Raw genomic sequence first — 16,503 nt, 5'->3', positions numbered from 1 at the left:
CGGGAAGGTGCTCAGCCGGCCGTCACGACGGCACGACGCAGAACGACCACGTCCACTCGTAGACGCCGGGTCGCACGATGAAGGGTTCGAGCGCGTCCGGTCCGACCGATGCCGTGCCGAGGCCGCGATGGGCGATGTCCGCGCGCACGTACGTCTCGTCGTGCCGCGGCAGCTCCCACGAGTGACCGGTGCGCTCGAGGTCTTCCACGCTCTGGTGGGATGCCTGGAACAGCACCGGCGAGCCGAACCGAAGCTCGACGGTGCTGGTCCCATCGCTCAGCGCGGCGTTCGTCACGCCCGTGCGCCCGCCGTTCTCCTGCGGCCGCACGTAGGGGGTCTGCAGCTGGTCGACGGTGGACTCCCACCGGCCGAGCAGCCCGGACGACCTGCGGTCCGGGTACGTCTCGTGCGGCCCGTCGCCCAGCCACGACACGCCCTCGAACCCGGGGACGAGCGCGAACTCGACGCCGATCCGGGGCACCGGACCGATCCCCTCTGGCACGATCACACGCTCGACGAAGACGAGCTCGTCGCCGGATGCCGTCACCCGCTGCGCGTGCTCGATGACGTGTCCGGATGCGGTCGTGTACGTCGCCGACACGACGGTCGCGTCGCCGTCCTGCCGCACGGCCCCGACCCGACGCTCGGGATCGCGCAGCCCCGTCGCCTCGAGCCGCTGCTGCAGCGGAATGGACTTGTCGTTGTCGGTCAGTGCGCGCCAGAACAGCAGGCGAGGGCCGGACGCGAACACAGGGTGCTGCACGACACCGTCGGTATCGAGCACGATGGGGGAGCTTGCTGCGACAGCCGGCCGACCTGGTCGAGCAACCGCCGGCAGTCGCACCTCGAGGACCGCGAGTTCGGTGCCAGCAGGCGCCCAGACCCGATCGATCGCGGTGCACACGGTGACGCGGAGTGCGAGCGCGCCATCCTGCGTCAGCTGCTCGACGAGTCCTGCCGGCAGCGCGACCTCGGCTGTACCGCCGGCGTCGGCCGAGGCATCCAGCCGCACAGGGGCGGTCGGTGCACCGTCGGTCCTGGCGACGGTCGCCTCGATCGCAAGGTCGTCCAGCGACGCGAACGTCTGCCGGTTGAGCACCCGCAGGGTGCCGGCGCGGGCGGCCGTGGCATCCGAGACGAGCTCGACGGGGGAGAAGACGTGTCGCACCTCGAAGATCGCAGGATGCGGGCTCCCGTCGGGGAACAGCAGCCCGTCGATGCAGAAGTTGCCGTCGTTGAGCGTGGCGTCCCCGCCGTCGAAGTCGCCGCCGTAGCGGTAGTGCCCGTCGCCCTCCGGATCCAGTCCGTGGTCCTTCAGCTCCCAGATGAAGCCGCCCTGCAGGCCGGGAGTAGAGCGAATGGCGCTCCAGTAGTCGTCGAACGATCCGTTCGAGTTGCCCATCGCGTGGCTGTACTCACACATGATGAGCGGACGGTCGGCCCGCGGATTGCGCGCGTACGACACGATCGCGTCGATCGGCGGATACATCGGATTCACGACGTCGGTCTGCCGCTGCCCGCCGAACCAGTCGCGGGCGATAGCGCCCTCGTAGTGCACCGGCCGGGTCGGGTCGTAGCCGCGCACCCAGCCGGCTGCGGCATCCTGGTTGGTCCCCGAGCCCGCCTCATTGCCGAGCGACCACATGATGACGCACGCGTGGTTCTTGTCGCGCAGCACCATGCGCGACACCCGGTCGACGAACTGGTTCAGGTACCGCGCATCGTCGCACAGCCTCCAGGCCCAGTCGTGCGTCTCCAGGTCCGCCTCGTCGACCACGTAGAAGCCGTACTCGTCCGCGATGTCGTAGAAAGCGGGGTCGTTCGGGTAATGCGACGTGCGGATGGCGTTGAAGCCCCAGCGCTTGAGGTCGGCCAGCTCCGCGGCGATCTCATCGCGGGTGAGAGTGCGACCGGTTCGCGGGTCGAACTCGTGGCGGTTCACGCCCTGCACCATGATCCGGCGTCCGTTGACGAGGAGGTCCCTGCCGACGATCTCGACGCGACGGAAGCCGACGCGCAGCCGCGCGGTGTCGAGCACGGTGCCTTCGGTGTCCAGAAGCTCGACGGTCAGCGGATACAGCGCGGGCGTCTCGGCGCTCCACGGCGAGACGTGCGGGACGGGAAGGTTCGTCGCCGCCCGTCCGTGCGCCTCCGGCAGGATCACCGAGGTCGCGATCGCGGCCAGAGTGCGCAGCGGTTCCTCCAGCTGCACGCCCGCGGCGTTCCTGCCGTGCAGTTCGAACAGGCTCTGGTCGGCGGGGATCTGCGCGATCAGCTCCTGCGACTCCTCCTCGTCGGGATCCGCTTCGACCCGGGTGGAGACGGATGCCGCCCCCCGCGCCACCTCGCCGACTGCCGCGTCGATACCGGCGGCGTTGCCCTCCGACGTCCTGTCCTCCAGCCGAACGCGCACGCTGAGCCCTGCGGGCGTCACGTCGTCGGGCGCGCCGACGACGACTTGCACATCGAGGCGTCCGGATCCGGATGCCGCGTCGAAGTCCGCGATGGCCTTCACGTCGCGCAGGTAGAGGCGGTTCGTGGCGAACAGGCGCACTCCGCGGGTGATGCCGCCGTGCCACCACTGGTCCTGGTCTTCGATGAAACTGGCGTCCGACCACTTCACGACCGTCAGCTCGAGCTCGTTCTCGCCGGCCGTCACGAGATCGGTCACCTCGAACTCGGCGGCGATCCTGCTTCCCTTGCTCGCACCGGCCTCTACGCCGTTCACGCGGACGAGGAGCACGCTCTCGGCAGCGCCGACGCTCAGGATGATCCTTCGGCCCGACCACTCGCCGGGCACCGTGAACGAGCGGCGGTAGACGCCCGTCGGGTTCTCGTCTGGCACCGTGGGCGGGGAGGTGGGGAAGGGCATCCTGATGTTCAGGTACTGCGGGGCATCGTCCGTGCCCTGCATGGTCCACGCGCCCGGCACGCGGATGTCACGCCATCCATCCCCGAGTTCGGCCTCCGGCCGCGGAAGCAGCTGGAATCGCCACGTGCCGTCCAGGTCGATCACGTCGGCAGGGACGCTGCCATCGAAGAGTGCTGTCCTGGCGACGGCGTGCTGCGGCTCGCGGCCCAGGGAGGTGACTTCCGGATGCCTCCACACCGCGCCCAGGGATGCTTCATGTGACGACGGCATTCGAGCTCCTTCGATCGATGGGGTGACTCGTGTGCGAATTTATGCGATTTCGTACCCCGATGCACATCGTGGGTGGGCGGTGCCACCCTGCCCGGACGGACCGGAGAGGACCGATGGCGTATGGGAAACCGCTCTCCAACCGGGAAATCGATCACGAACCACCTGTCGTGTCCGATTCGTTATTCCGTCGAGAGCAGTGCGTGAATATGATCGACAATGTGCGTTTTTGCACACCCCTCTGCACGTTACAAAGGAGTCAACATGCACGAGCTCAACGGTGGCACCCCCATCGGTCGCCGCACTCTTCTGAAGGGTGTCGGCGTCGGGGCATTGGGTCTTGGTGCCGTTCCGCTGCTGGCGGCCTGCACCGGAACCACCTCGGGCGGCGGATCGTCGTCCGGAGGCAAGACCCTCACGTTCGGATCCAATGCGTCCGACCCGGTCCCGAAGAAGGCCTACGCGTCGTTCGTCTCGGCGTTCGAGAAGAAGTCGGGCGACAAAGTCACAGTCAACACGGTCGACCACAACGGGTTCCAGAACAAGATCAACAACTATCTGCAGGGCAGCCCTGACGACGCATTCACCTGGTTCGCCGGCTACCGCATGCAGTACTACGCGAAGAAGGGTCTCGTCGGCGACGTCAGCGACGTGTGGGACAAGATCGGCAGCAACTTCTCCGACGCGCTCAAGAAGGCGTCGACGGGTGAGGACGGCAAGCAGTACTTCGTGCCGAACTACAACTACCCGTGGGGCTTCTTCTACCGCAAGTCGTTCTGGCAGTCCAAGGGCTACCAGGTGCCGACGACGATGGACCAGTTCGAGGCGCTGTGCAAGCAGATGCAGGGCGACGGGATCATCCCGATCCAGTTCGCCGACAAGGATGCCTGGCCCGCGTGCGGCACGTTCGACTACCTCAACATGCGCACGAACGGCTACCAGTTCCACGTCGACCTGTGCGCGCACAAGGAGTCCTGGAACCAAAAGAAGGTTCAGGACGTCTTCGACACCTGGAAGATCATGCTGCCGTACCAGGACCCCGACGCGCTCGGTCTCACCTGGCAGGATGCCGCGCAGAAGCTCGCGCAGAACAAGTCCGGCATGATGCTGCTCGGCTCGTTCATCACGCAGCAGTTCACGGATCCGACGGTGCTCGCCGACATCGACTTCTTCCCGTTCCCGTCCGTCGCGGTCGAGGGTCAGGACGCGGTCGAGGCGCCGATCGACGGTCTCATGCTGTCGAAGAAGGGCGACCAGAACCAGGCGGCGAAGGACATGCTGCAGTTCATGGGAACCGGCAAGGGCCAGGAGGCGTACTACGCCATCGACAAGTCGAACATCATGACGGCGAAGGATGCCGACACCTCCGGCTACAGCGCGTTCACCAAGAAGCTGGGCGGTGTGATCGCCGACGCGAAGTACATCAGCCAGTTCTTCGACCGTGACGCCCTGCCGGCCATGGCATCCAACGTGCTCGAGCCGGCGATGCAGACGTTCATCAAGAACGGCAGCGTCGACCTGAGCAACATCGAGGCGCAGGCGAAGACGCTCTACGCCGCCGAGTAGCGGCAGCGAAGTATCCTCATGGCGGTCACGTCTGCAGACACGCAGAAGGCGACCGCTTCCGGGCGGGGCAGCAACCCCGCCCGGAAGCGCCGTCGGCTGCGCCAATTCACCCGCAGAGACGTGGTGGTGCTGTCGATCATGGTGGGAATCCCCACCCTGATCCAGCTCGTCCTCGTCTGGTTGCCCACCCTGTTCTCGATCGGCTTGTCGTTCGTGCAGTGGAACGGCCTCGACTTCAGCGACATGAAGTGGGCCGGCTGGGGCAACTACCAGTACGTCTTCCAGGACTACACACCGTTCTGGCCTGCCGTACTCCACAACATCGTCTGGCTGCTGTTCCTCGGCGTCGTCGGAACGCCTCTCGGGCTCCTGCTCGCGGTGCTGCTCGACCAGGCGCTCAAGGGCAGCCGCATCTACCAGAGCATCTTCTTCGCGCCGGTGATGCTGTCGCTCGCGCTGATCGGCATCATCTGGCAGCTCTTCTACTCGCAGGACAACGGCCTGCTGAACTTCCTGCTGGGCACAGCGGGCAAACCGAATGCCGTCGACTGGCTCGGAACGCCGGGAGTGAATCTGTGGGCCGCCATGGTCGCGGCCACGTGGCGGCATGCCGGCTACGTGATGATCCTGTACCTGGCGGGCCTGAAGAGCGTCGATCCGAGCCTGAAGGAGGCGGCAGCCCTCGACGGGGCCGGCGCCTGGAAGTCCTTCTTCCAGGTGGTGTTCCCCGCCATGAAGCCGACGAACATCATCATCGTCGTCATCACCATCATCGAGTCGCTTCGCGCGTTCGACATCGTCTGGGTGATCAACAGAGGCACGAACGGCCTCGAACTCCTCAGCGCACTGGTCATCCAGAACCTCATCGGTGAGGGTCAGGTGATCGGCGTCGGATCCGCGCTCGCCGTGGTGCTGCTGATCATCTCTCTCGTGCCCATCGTCTGGTATCTGGCGAGGACATTCCGAAAGGAGACGGAATGAGCGCCACGACGACGACATCCGTCCGCGTGCCGCCGCACGCCCCGACTCCACCGAGGCGCCACAAGAAGCGCCTCTGGGGCACCGCGATCTTCATCATCGTGATGGCGGTCATCTGGCTGCTGCCACTCGCCTGGGCGCTGTACACGTCGTTGCGGCCGAAGGCCGACACCGACAAGTACGGCTACTTCTCGATCGCCGGGCACTACAACTTCCAGAACTTCATCGACGCGTGGACGCAGGGCGGATTCCCGACCTACTTCGGCAACTCGGTGATCATCACGGTGCCGGCAGTGCTGCTGACCCTGTTCTTCGCCTCGATGATGGCCTTCGCAGTGTCGCGGTACAGCTGGCGCTTCAATGTGACGTTGCTGATCATGTTCACGGCGGGCAACCTGCTGCCACCCCAGGTGCTGGCGGCCCCGCTCTTCGAGATGTTCAAGCACACGACGCTGCCCTACTGGATGAGCGACTCCGGCACGCTGTTGAACACGTACGTGAGCGTCATCGCGGCGAACACGGCGTTCCAGATCGGCTTCTGCACGTTCGTGCTCTCGAACTTCATGAAGGCGATCCCGAACGAGCTCACCGAAGCGGCGCGCGTCGACGGTGCGAGCATCTGGCGCCAGTACTGGAACGTGATCCTCCCGCTGACCAGGCCGGCGCTCGCCGCCCTCGGCACGCTGGAAGTGATCTTCATCTACAACGACTACTTCTGGCCGTTGATCTTCATCCAGTCCGGTGACCGGCTGCCGGTGACCACGGCGATCAACAACCTACAGGGGCAGTTCCTCTCGAACTACAACCTGCTGGCGGCCGGCGCCATCATCACGGTCATCCCGACGCTGATCATCTATCTCGTGCTCCAGCGGCAGTTCGTCGCGGGTCTGACGCTCGGCGCCAGCAAGGGATAATCGCATGATGCTTGCAGCTGCGCGTCAGAGCGCCATCGTCGCTCGTGCGCGGGAACGCGGCACGGTACGCGTCACCGAGTTGGCCGCGCAATTCGCGGTGAGCGAGATGACCGTTCGGCGTGACATCGACGTGCTCGTCACCGGCGGACTGCTGGAGCGCGTACACGGCGGTGCCACGCTGCCCGGCGGCGGGCTGCGCACCGACGAGCCAGGGTTCGAGACGAAGATCGTGCGCGAAGAACTGGAGAAGCTGGCGATCGCGCGGGAGGCTGCATCTCTCGTGCAGCCGGGCAGCGCCATCGGCATCAGCGCGGGAACGACCACGTGGCGTCTCGCGTCGATCCTGGCGAACGCGCCGCTGGATTGCACGGTCGTGACGAACTCGGTGCAGGTGGCGAGCGTGCTGTTCCCCATGGCGTCCAGCGGGCGGGGGCACGTCATCCTCACCGGCGGTGAGCGCACGCCGTCGGATGCGCTCGTCGGACCGATCGCGATCTCGGCGCTGCGACAGCTCCACCTCGACTACCTGTTCCTCGGCGTGCACGGCATGGACGAGCACGAAGGCTTCACGACCCCGAATCTCCTCGAGGCGGAGGCCGACAGGGCGCTGGTCGCCGCTGCCCGCCGCGTGGTCGTGCTGGCCGACCACACCAAGTGGGGAACGGTCGGCATGTCCACCATCGCCGAACTGGACGAGGCGGCAGTCGTGATCAGCGACGACGGACTCGGCGGCCACGCAAGAGAAATACTGTCCACGCGCGCAGGCGAGCTGCGCATCGTCACCATTCACGAGAATCGAACCCCTTCGGAGGCTCCTTCATGATCGACCGGTTGTACCTGCGTGCGGCGGGTGTCAGCGTTCTCCTCGACCTGCGCGACGCGGATGCGCGTGTCGCGCACTGGGGAGCCGACCTCGGCGAGCAGGCTCCCGATCCGGCCTTCTTCGCAGGGGGCACGGGCGCCTCCAGCTTCGACGCACCCGTCACCGCGTCCCTGATCCCGCAGCCGGCACGGGGATGGCGCGGCACGCCTGGCATCGAGGGGAACCGCTCGGGCAGGTCGTTCTCACCACGGCTCGTCCTGCAGGACGCCCGCACCGAGTCCGCGGATCCGGCCGGCTCGCAGCGCGCCGTGCTCGTCTTCACCGACGACGCCTCCGGCTTGCGCGTGGATGTCGCGCTCACCCTCGGCGCCGACGGCCTCCTCCTCGTCGACCAGAGCGTCACGAACACCGGAACCGGTACGTACGGGCTCGACGTGCTCGACGCGACGCTGCCGGTACCAGCCCAGGCCGGGGAGTCGCTCGATCTCACCGGCCACTGGTCGCGCGAGAAGCACCAGCAACGCAGACGGATCGACCAGGGCACCTGGGTGCGGAGCGGCCGTCATGGCCGAACCGGACACGATTCGACGCTGATCATCGCCGCGGGCACCCCAGGCTTCGGGTGGCGCGACGGAGAGGTCTGGGCGCTGCACCTCGGCTGGAGCGGCGACCACACCAGTCGCGTCGAGCGCGCCGGCGACGGTCAGACCGTGCTCGCGGTCGGCGAACTGCTGCACTCCGGCGAGGTCGCGCTCGCCGAGGGCGAGACGTACGTCGCACCGACGGTGTACGCGTCGTATTCGCGCGACGGGCTGGACGGCATGAGCGCTCGCTTCCACTCCTGGGTGCGGGCCAGGGACGGACATCCGTCGACACCGCGTCCCGTCGTGCTGAACACGTGGGAGGCCGTGTACTTCAACCACGACCTCGGCGTGCTGTCCGAGCTCGCGGATGCCGCAGCCGACCTCGGCGTCGAGCGCTTCGTGCTCGACGACGGCTGGTTCCTCGGCCGTCGCGACGACACGACGGGACTGGGCGACTGGTTCGTGGATCCGGATGTCTGGCCGAACGGCCTCACCCCGCTCGTCGAGCACGTGCGCGGCAAGGGCATGCAGTTCGGACTCTGGGTCGAGCCGGAGATGATCAGCGAGGATTCACGGGTGGCGCGCGAGCATCCGGACTGGATCTCGCGCCCCGACGGCAGGCACGGCCGGATGTCGCTGCCGTGGCGCCACCAGCAGGTGATCGACCTGGTGAATCCGGATGCCTGGGCGTATGTCTTCGAGCGGCTCGATGCACTGCTCAGCGAGTATCCGATCGGGTTCCTGAAGTGGGACCAGAACCGCGACCAGCTCGAGCTCGGCCACGACGGTCGCGCCTCGACGCACGAGCAGACGCTCGCCGTCTACCGGCTGCTCGACGAGCTGCGGGCAGCACATCCCGGGGTGGAGATCGAAAGCTGCTCGTCGGGTGGCGGCCGAGTGGATCTGGGCATCCTCGGTCGTACCGACCGGGTCTGGGCGTCTGACACGAACGACGCGCTGGAGCGGCAGAGCATCCAGCGCGGCACGGGTCTCGTTCTGCCACCGGAGCTGATCGGATCGCACGTCGGGCCCGGCACCTCGCACACCACACGGCGCACGCACGACCTGTCGTTCCGGGCGATCACCTCGCTCTTCGCGCACTTCGGCATGGAGTGGGACGTGCGCACCCTCGGGGAGGGCGAGCGCGACCAGCTTCGTGAGGTGATCGCGTTCTACAAGGCGAACCGCGATCTCATCCACTCCGGCCGCGCCGTGCACGTCGACCGTCCCGGCACCGAGGACGCCGCATACGGAACCGTCGCACACGACCGCTCCCGAGCCCTGCTCGCCTACGTCGTGCTCGCCACGTCGCCGAACGAGACGCCGGCCCGGCTCCGGATCCCGGGCCTCGATCCCGACCGCCACTACCGTGTCGCTCCCGGCCTGCCGGTGGATCCGCATGCCGTCGCGTTCGGCGCCGTCCCGGTCTGGTTGAAGGATGCCATCGCCTCTGGCGAGGCCGCAGTCGTGTCGGGCCGAGTGCTCGCCGAGGCGGGGCTCCCGCTGCCTGCACTGCACCCGGAGCACGCGATGGTGCTGGAACTCGTCGCCGTGTAGGAGCGTCCGAACCGCGGTGCGGTGATGCGACGATCCGGGCGTCCCGGCAAGAATGGGGGCGGACTGCGAGGAGGCACGATGACGCACGACGCACCCGAGACGGAGCCGGCTCGAAGGGCTGTTGCGGCGGTCGGTCCCAGCTCGGCGGACCGCTACGAGGAGTCCATCGTCACCGACTTCGCGCGGCGCATGAGCTACTCGTCGTACCTCGACCTCGAGCGCCTGCTGTCGGCGCAGCATCCGGTGAGTCATCCGGAGCACCACGACGAACTGCTGTTCATCGTGCAGCACCAGACGACCGAGCTGTGGCTCAAGCTCGTGCTGCACGAGCTGACGGATGCTTGCACCCTGCTTCGCGACGACCTCCTGCAGCCGGCGCTCAAGCGCATAGCCAGGGTGAAGCACATCCAGCGCACCCTCACGGAGCAGTGGTCCGTTCTCGCCACGCTCACGCCGACGGAGTACGCGCAGTTCCGCGGGTTCCTCGGAAACTCGTCCGGATTCCAGTCCTGGCAGTACCGGGCGGTCGAGTTCACGCTGGGGAACAAGGATGCGCGCATGCTGCGGGTGTTCGAGAGCGACGCCGGTGCGCACGAGCTGCTGGAGGGCATCCTGAGGGCCCCGACGCTCTACGACGAGTTCCTGAGGTACCTGGCACGCGCCGGATTCGCCGTGCCGCCCGCGGTCCTCGACCGCGACGTGACCCAGGCGTACCGGATGTCTGATGAGCTCGTGCCCGTCATCGTCGGCATCTATGAGAACGCCGACGAGCACTGGTCGGAGTACGAAGCGTGCGAGGAACTCGTCGACCTCGAGGACAACTTCCAGCTGTGGCGGTTCCGTCACCTGAAGACCGTGCAGCGCACGATCGGCATGAAGACCGGAACGGGAGGGTCCAGCGGCGCGCCCTTCCTGCAGAAGGCGCTGGACATCACGTTCTTCCCCGAGCTGTATGCGGTGCGCACGCAGATCGGCGCGTCGTGATCGAGGAGGGGCAGACTGTCGCGTTCGAGGCGTCGTGGGCTGGAGCGTTCCGAGGCCGCAGCGTCTTCGCCGTGCGCGACGGGCTTCTGCACCCCGTCGATGCGGATGCCCGTGCCGACCTCTCCGTCCCCGGCACGCTGTTCCCGCGCCTCACCGACCACCACGTGCACCTGGGCCTCATCGACCCCGAACCGCTGCTCGCCGGCGGCGTGACGAGCGTCGTCGACCTTGGAGGGGATCCGGCGGTCACGGGACGGATCCGCACGCAGGCCGCGTTCCCCGGATCCATGCTGCCGCGGGTGCACATCGCCGGCGCGTTCCTCACGTGCGTCGGCGGGTATCCGTCCCAGCGCGACTGGGCGCCGGAACCGGCCGTCGTGCAACTGGCGGAGGCGGACCATGCGGAGACGGCGGTGCGCGCGCAGGCCGCGGCAGGGGCATCCGTCATCAAGGTGACGCTGAACGCGACGGCGGGACCGGTTCCGTCGCCGGAGCTGCTCGAGGCGATCGTCACGGCGGCGCGCGCGGAGGGCGTGCCCGTCGCGGCCCATGTGGAGGGCGAGGGGATGACCCGCAGGGCCCTCGACGCAGGCGTCAACGTGCTCGCGCATACGCCGTTCACCGAACTGCTGGACCAGGGGCTCGTGTCGCGCATCTCGCGGGCCGGCACGGCGGTCGTGTCGACGCTCGACATCCACGGATACGGCGATCGCTCAGCGGAGTTCGACACCGCGACGGACAACCTGCGCCATCTCGTCGCGGCCGGAGCCCGTGTGCTCTACGGGACGGATCTCGGCAACGGTCCGCTGCCGATCGGCATCAACGCCCGCGAGCTGGCCGCGCTGGCGTCCACCGGGCAGGACAGGGATGCGCTGGTCGCCTCGATCGCCGGCACGGCGCATCCGGACGAGATCGGCCAGCGGCTGGCGTGGGTGCCGGGACTGCCGCCGGCTACGGCGGAGGCGGCTGCGGCTTGGTTGGCCGGTGCAAGGGGGACGACCATCGACTACCTGGAGGAGACCCTGGAATGACGACCCAGCACGACGGCCGCACGGGTGCGCCTGATCCGTTCCACTCGTTCGCCCGCAGGGCGGACCGCAGCGACGGACTGGCGCATTTCCGCACGCGGTTCGTGCCATCGGAAGGCCTCGTCGCCTACTTCGACGGCAACTCGCTGGGGCGGCCGACGGTGCACAGCGTGGAGCGCATCCAGAAGTTCCTCACCGAGGCGTGGGCCGGCCGGCTGATCCGCGGCTGGGACGAGGAGTGGATGGAGCTGCCGTTCGCGATCGGGGACCGGCTGGGGCGCGCAGTGCTGGGTGCGGCATCCGGTCAGACGGTGATCGGCGACTCGACGACGGTGCTGCTCTACAAGCTGGCGAGGGCGGCTGTGGATGCCCCACGCGGCTCCGGCAGGCGAACGGAGATCGTGCTCGACACCGACAACTTCCCGACCGACCGGTACGTGCTCGACGGGATCGCGGCAGAGCGCGGTCTCACGCTGCGGTGGATCGAAGCGGATCCGGCGTCGGGAGTGACGCCGGAGCAGGTCGCGGCCGTCGTCGGCGCGGAGACGGCGCTCGTGGTACTCAGTCACGTGGCGTACCGCTCCGGTTTCCTCGCGGATGCCCCGGCCATCACGCGCATCGCGCACGAAGCCGGCGCACTCGTGCTCTGGGATCTCTGCCACTCGGCGGGATCGGTGCCGGTCGAGCTGGATCGTTGGGGCGTCGACCTGGCCGTGGGATGCACCTACAAGTACCTGAACGGCGGGCCGGGGTCGCCCGCGTTCGCGTACGTGCGCGCCGACCTGCAGGACGTGCTGCGGCAGCCGATCCAGGGCTGGATGGGATCATCGGATGTCTTCGCCATGGGCCCCGAGTACCGGCCGGCGGAGGGCATGCGCCGGTTCGTCAGCGGCACCCCGCCGATCATCGGCATGCTGGCGATGCAGGACACGCTGGAGATGATCGAGGATCGCGGCATCGCGGCGGTGCGGGCGAAGTCGCTGGAACTGACCGATTTCGCCATCGCGCTGTTCGACGAGTGGCTCGCGCCCCTTGGCGCGAAGCTGGCATCCCCGCGGGATCCCTCCCGCCGCGGCGGCCACATCACCGTGTCGCATCGCTCGATGCGCACGGTCACGGCGACGCTGTGGGGCCGCGGCGTCATCCCTGACTACCGCGACCCGGACGGCCTGCGCATCGGGCTCTCGCCCCTGTCGACCTCGTTCGAGGAGACGTACGACGGCATGGCCGCCGTGCGGGACGCCCTCCGGGCGGAACTGCTCAGGGCCACGGGGCTCGGGTGACCTGGCGCGGCGACTCACGATCAGTGGCACCGGGCGGCCTGCTCGCCTAGCCGAGCTCGGTACGGGATCGGCGGCGCGCCGCCGCACCGAGCAGGCCCACGCCGGCGATCACCACGTACAGCACACCGGACAGGCCGAAGCCCGCCTGCGGACTCACGGCATCCGCCACCGCTCCCGCGAGCAAACCGGTGAACGGGTTCATGCCGGGCAGAGCCATGTTCCAGATGCTCATCACCTGACCGCGGATGGGTGCCGGCGCGGAGAGCTGCACGTACGCGTTGGCGCGGGCGATGAACCAGATCGACCCCGCGCCGGCCAGCCCGAGACCGATGCCGAACAGCCACACGCTCGGAGCGAGCGCCGTCAGGATGACGACGAGCCCGGTCCCCAGCGCGAGGGAAACGGTCGCGCGGAAGCGCGGCGAGGTGGTCTGCATCGTCGCGCGCACTGCGCCGATCAGCGCACCGACGCCGAACACGGCCGTGAGCGTGCCGTACACGCCGCCGTCGAGTGCGAACGTCTTCGTGGTGATGAGCGGCAGCGTCACGGTGAGGTTGAAGAGCATCCCCGAGGTGCTGGCGAGGACCAGCGTGACGATCACACTGGGGTTTCGCAGAGTCCAGCGGACGCCGTCGAGCAGCCGCGCGCGGCGCTCGGCGTGCGCCTCCCGATGGCTGACCACGTGGCGGTTCAGGATCAGCGCGATGAGGGCCGGCACGAACGACACGGCGTTGAAGACGAAGCACGGCACGATGCCCACGGTGGCGAGCAGAACTCCGGCAAGGGCGGGTCCGAGCACTCGTGCGCTGTTCATCACGACCTCGTACAGGCCGATCGCGGAAGGAAGCAGGCGGTGGTCGAGCACATCCATCAGGTACACCTGGCGGGCAGGAGCGTCGACGGAGTTCACCAGGCCGGTGGCGATGCCGATGGCGTAGATGAACGGAAGGCTCTCGTATCCGAGAGCGGTCACGACCGCCAGAACCGTGCCGAGCGCGATGAACGCCACCTGCGTCCACACGAGCAGCCGCCGACGATCGAACCTGTCCACCAGCACGCCCGCGAACGGACCGAGCACGAGAACCGGCAGATAGATGGCGAACGTGATCCCGGCCAGGGCGATCCCGCTGCCGGTGGCCTGCGCCACCAGCCATGCCATGCCGATCAGCTGGGTGGACGTGCCGGAGGCGGAGAAGATCTGGGACGCGAACCAGCGGCGGTAGGGGCGAACGGCCAAGGCTGCGCGCGGGCCGGTCTTCAGTTCAGGCACAGGTCGATGTTGGCAGACCTCGCCGGCAGGCTCGACAGCACAGTGCGCGCTCTCCCGCCGAGAACATGGCCGAATGGCATGTTTCCGGCCGGACGTCCTTTTGACGCCTACGGGAGTCGGTCGACTAAGGTGTTCCCATGCGTTCGACCTTCCTCACCTGGTGGCCCGCCTGATCGGCGGACCGACGAACGCGCACCCACGCACACGACGACCGCCCTCTCGGCGGTCGTTTCCCGTATCGGGGGAGTGATCTCCGGTAGGCGGCAGACAGGACCCGCCATGACCGACACCGATCCGCATCCGCTCCTCACCGAGCTCATCTCGCTGGCGCTCGCCGCCGAATCGGACGACACAGCAGAGTGTCCGCCGTTCGCGCTGCTGCGACGCGAGGGCGACGACCACCTCGAGGTACTCACCGGAGAAGTCGTCGACGTCGACGCACTGGCCGACGTTCCGCTGACGGACGCACCGGTGCTTGCCGCCGTCCCGTACCGGCAGATTCTCGAGCGCGGTTTCGTCGCCCACGACGACGGTGCCCCGCTGCGCTGCCTGATCGCATCCCGCGTGGAACGCGTTCGACTCGCGGATGCCCTGTCCCTGCTCCCCGCGCACGCCCCGGCGACCACGTTCCACGGTCCTGACAGCAGCGACGAGGAGTACGAGGGCATCGTGCGGCGCGTGATCGACACGGAGATCGGCGAAGGCGAGGGCGCGAACTTCGTGATCGCCCGTCGCTTCGAGGCGACGCTGCACGACGCACCTGCGTGCGCGCTCCTGGCGTGGATGCGGGCGCTGCTCACCGGCGAGAACGGTGCGTACTGGACATTCGCCGTGCACCTTCCGGCGCCGCTGCGCTCCGCGTCTTCGGGGCTCGAAGCGGCCGAGCCGGTCATGCTCGTCGGCGCGACCCCTGAGAGGCACCTGACGCTGAAGGGCGGACGCGCCGTGATGAACCCGATCAGCGGCACGTACCGGCACGGGAGCGACGGACCGACGCGCGAGGCGCTGCTCGACTTCCTCGTTGATCCCAAGGAGACCGACGAGCTGTTCATGGTCGTCGACGAGGAGCTGAAGCTGATGAGCTCGCTCTGCCCGACAGGAGGACGGATGTCCGGCCCGTTCCTCAAGCGGATGTCCCGCCTCACCCACACCGAGTACCTGCTCGACGGACGCTCGTCGCTGGATCCGCGCGAGGCGCTCCGGCGCACGATGTTCGCGCCCACCGTCACCGGATCCCCGATGGAGAACGCCTGCCGGGTCATCGCGCGCCACGAGACGCGCCCGCGCGGCTACTACTCCGGCGTCATCGCGTTGTTCGAGCCGGAGGACGACGGATGGTCGCTCGACGCGCCCATCCTCATCCGCACGGCCAGGATCGCGGCCGACGGGCGAGTGACCGTGACGGCGGGCGCCACCCTGGTGCGGCACTCCGACCCGGCAGCGGAGGCGGCGGAGACCAGGGCGAAGGCCGCCGGCATCCTCACCGCACTCGGACTGCACGATGCCCCGCCCAGGCCTGCCGCACAGACCGGGTCGGCCGAGGCGGGCGCTGCACCGACGCCGTTCACCGAGACGGATCCCGAAATCGCCGCGGCGCTGCAGCGACGCAACAACGCCCTTGCCCCGTTCTGGATGCGCGAGCAGACCCCTACCTCGACGCGATTCGCCGGCGCGAGCGTGTTGGTGGTGGACAACGAGGACGGGTTCACCGAGATGCTCGCGCACCAGCTGCGCCACTCGGGGATGACGGTGCGCGTGCGACCCTGCGCCGACGTCGACGACGTGCTGACGGACGACCTCGTCGTGTTCGGTCCCGGACCCGGCGATCCGCGGCGCCCGCAGCCCCGCATCAACCGGCTCCGTGCGCTGATGGTGGAGCGGATCCGCAGCGGCAGGCCGCTGCTCTCGGTGTGCCTCAGCCATCAGGTGCTCGGGATGCTCGCCGGCCACGATGTCGCCCCGCTCGCTGAGCCGCGGCAGGGCATCCAGCTCGCGGTCGACGTCTTCGGCTCGCCGGCGCGCGTCGGGTTCTACAACACGTTCGGGGTGCGCGAGCGCACCGAGTCGGACGACGACCGACGCGAAGTGACGCTGGAGCCGTCCATCGACGCGAACGGGGTCGTGACGGCGTTCCGGGCGCCGGGCATCGCCTCGGTGCAGGCCCACCTGGAGTCGGTGCTCTCGCCGGACGGCGAGCGGATGCTGTCCGCCCTCATCGAGCACGCGCTCGCCACCGCGGGCACGGCCGCCGGCGCATCGCCCGCTCGCATCCGCTCGACATGACGGAACGCGCGCGCAAGCCGGAAACATGTCAGGTAGGCAGGTTCCTGGCCGGATGGCCTATTGACGCCGCCCGGTACCAAAGCCGCCGAGAGCA

11 protein-coding genes are annotated in these 16,503 nt (G+C 68.3%); 9 read left to right on the top strand and 2 right to left on the bottom strand.

The features are described from left to right. Positions 1–22 precede the first annotated feature (22 nt). Positions 23–3,142 (bottom strand): glycoside hydrolase family 2 TIM barrel-domain containing protein, encoded by a 3,120-nt coding sequence (locus tag HII28_RS05845; RefSeq protein WP_170024542.1) that lies wholly within the window; start codon positions 3,140–3,142, stop codon positions 23–25. Positions 3,143–3,403: 261 nt separating this feature from the next. Here HII28_RS05845 and HII28_RS05840 point away from each other — a divergent pair, with 261 nt between their 5' ends. The 8 genes from HII28_RS05840 (at position 3,404) to HII28_RS05805 (ending at position 12,856) form a co-directional block, all read left to right on the top strand. Further along, on the top strand, positions 3,404–4,705 hold the full coding sequence (locus HII28_RS05840) for an extracellular solute-binding protein (protein WP_170024541.1): 1,302 nt from the start codon (positions 3,404–3,406) through the stop codon (positions 4,703–4,705). An 18-nt stretch (positions 4,706–4,723) separates the two neighbouring features. Continuing rightward, complete coding sequence (locus HII28_RS05835; RefSeq protein ID WP_170024540.1) at positions 4,724–5,686, top strand: sugar ABC transporter permease; 963 nt, start codon at positions 4,724–4,726, stop codon at positions 5,684–5,686. Continuing rightward, positions 5,683–6,597, top strand: coding sequence for a carbohydrate ABC transporter permease (locus HII28_RS05830; RefSeq protein WP_170024539.1), 915 nt, complete (start codon positions 5,683–5,685; stop codon positions 6,595–6,597). Before HII28_RS05835 ends, HII28_RS05830 begins: the two co-directional genes overlap by 4 nt. 7 nt (positions 6,598–6,604) lie before the next feature. After that, positions 6,605–7,420 carry a DeoR/GlpR family DNA-binding transcription regulator gene (locus HII28_RS05825; protein WP_170025985.1) on the top strand — a complete coding sequence of 272 codons (816 nt, stop codon included), beginning with the start codon at positions 6,605–6,607 and terminating at the stop codon, positions 7,418–7,420. Continuing rightward, complete coding sequence (locus HII28_RS05820; RefSeq protein WP_205864577.1) at positions 7,417–9,561, top strand: alpha-galactosidase; 2,145 nt, start codon at positions 7,417–7,419, stop codon at positions 9,559–9,561. The genes HII28_RS05825 and HII28_RS05820 overlap by 4 nt, the downstream gene beginning before the upstream one ends. Positions 9,562–9,639: 78 nt before the next feature. Then, positions 9,640–10,545, top strand: coding sequence for a tryptophan 2,3-dioxygenase family protein (locus HII28_RS05815; RefSeq protein ID WP_170024538.1), 906 nt, complete (start codon positions 9,640–9,642; stop codon positions 10,543–10,545). Next, positions 10,542–11,576 (top strand): amidohydrolase family protein, encoded by a 1,035-nt coding sequence (locus tag HII28_RS05810; protein ID WP_170024537.1) that lies wholly within the window; start codon positions 10,542–10,544, stop codon positions 11,574–11,576. The genes HII28_RS05815 and HII28_RS05810 overlap by 4 nt, the downstream gene beginning before the upstream one ends. After that, complete coding sequence (locus tag HII28_RS05805; RefSeq protein ID WP_170024536.1) at positions 11,573–12,856, top strand: aminotransferase class V-fold PLP-dependent enzyme; 1,284 nt, start codon at positions 11,573–11,575, stop codon at positions 12,854–12,856. The genes HII28_RS05810 and HII28_RS05805 overlap by 4 nt, the downstream gene beginning before the upstream one ends. Before the next feature lie 46 nt (positions 12,857–12,902). Here HII28_RS05805 and HII28_RS05800 read toward each other — a convergent pair whose 3' ends face one another. After that, a complete protein-coding gene (locus HII28_RS05800; RefSeq protein WP_170024535.1) occupies positions 12,903–14,126 on the bottom strand; it encodes an MFS transporter in 1,224 nt (407 codons plus the stop codon). A gap of 279 nt (positions 14,127–14,405) precedes the next feature. Here HII28_RS05800 and HII28_RS05795 point away from each other — a divergent pair, with 279 nt between their 5' ends. Further along, positions 14,406–16,409: an anthranilate synthase family protein gene (locus HII28_RS05795; protein ID WP_170024534.1), complete on the top strand. Its 2,004-nt coding sequence runs from the start codon at positions 14,406–14,408 to the stop codon at positions 16,407–16,409. The last annotated feature ends 94 nt before the right edge of the window (positions 16,410–16,503 follow it).

Origin of the sequence: Planctomonas sp. JC2975 (assembly GCF_012985205.1) — a bacterium.
Lineage (GTDB): Bacteria > Actinomycetota > Actinomycetes > Actinomycetales > Microbacteriaceae > Humibacter.
The sequence above is the reverse complement of the archived record's forward strand: the minus strand, read 5'-3'. Positions and strand labels throughout refer to the sequence as shown.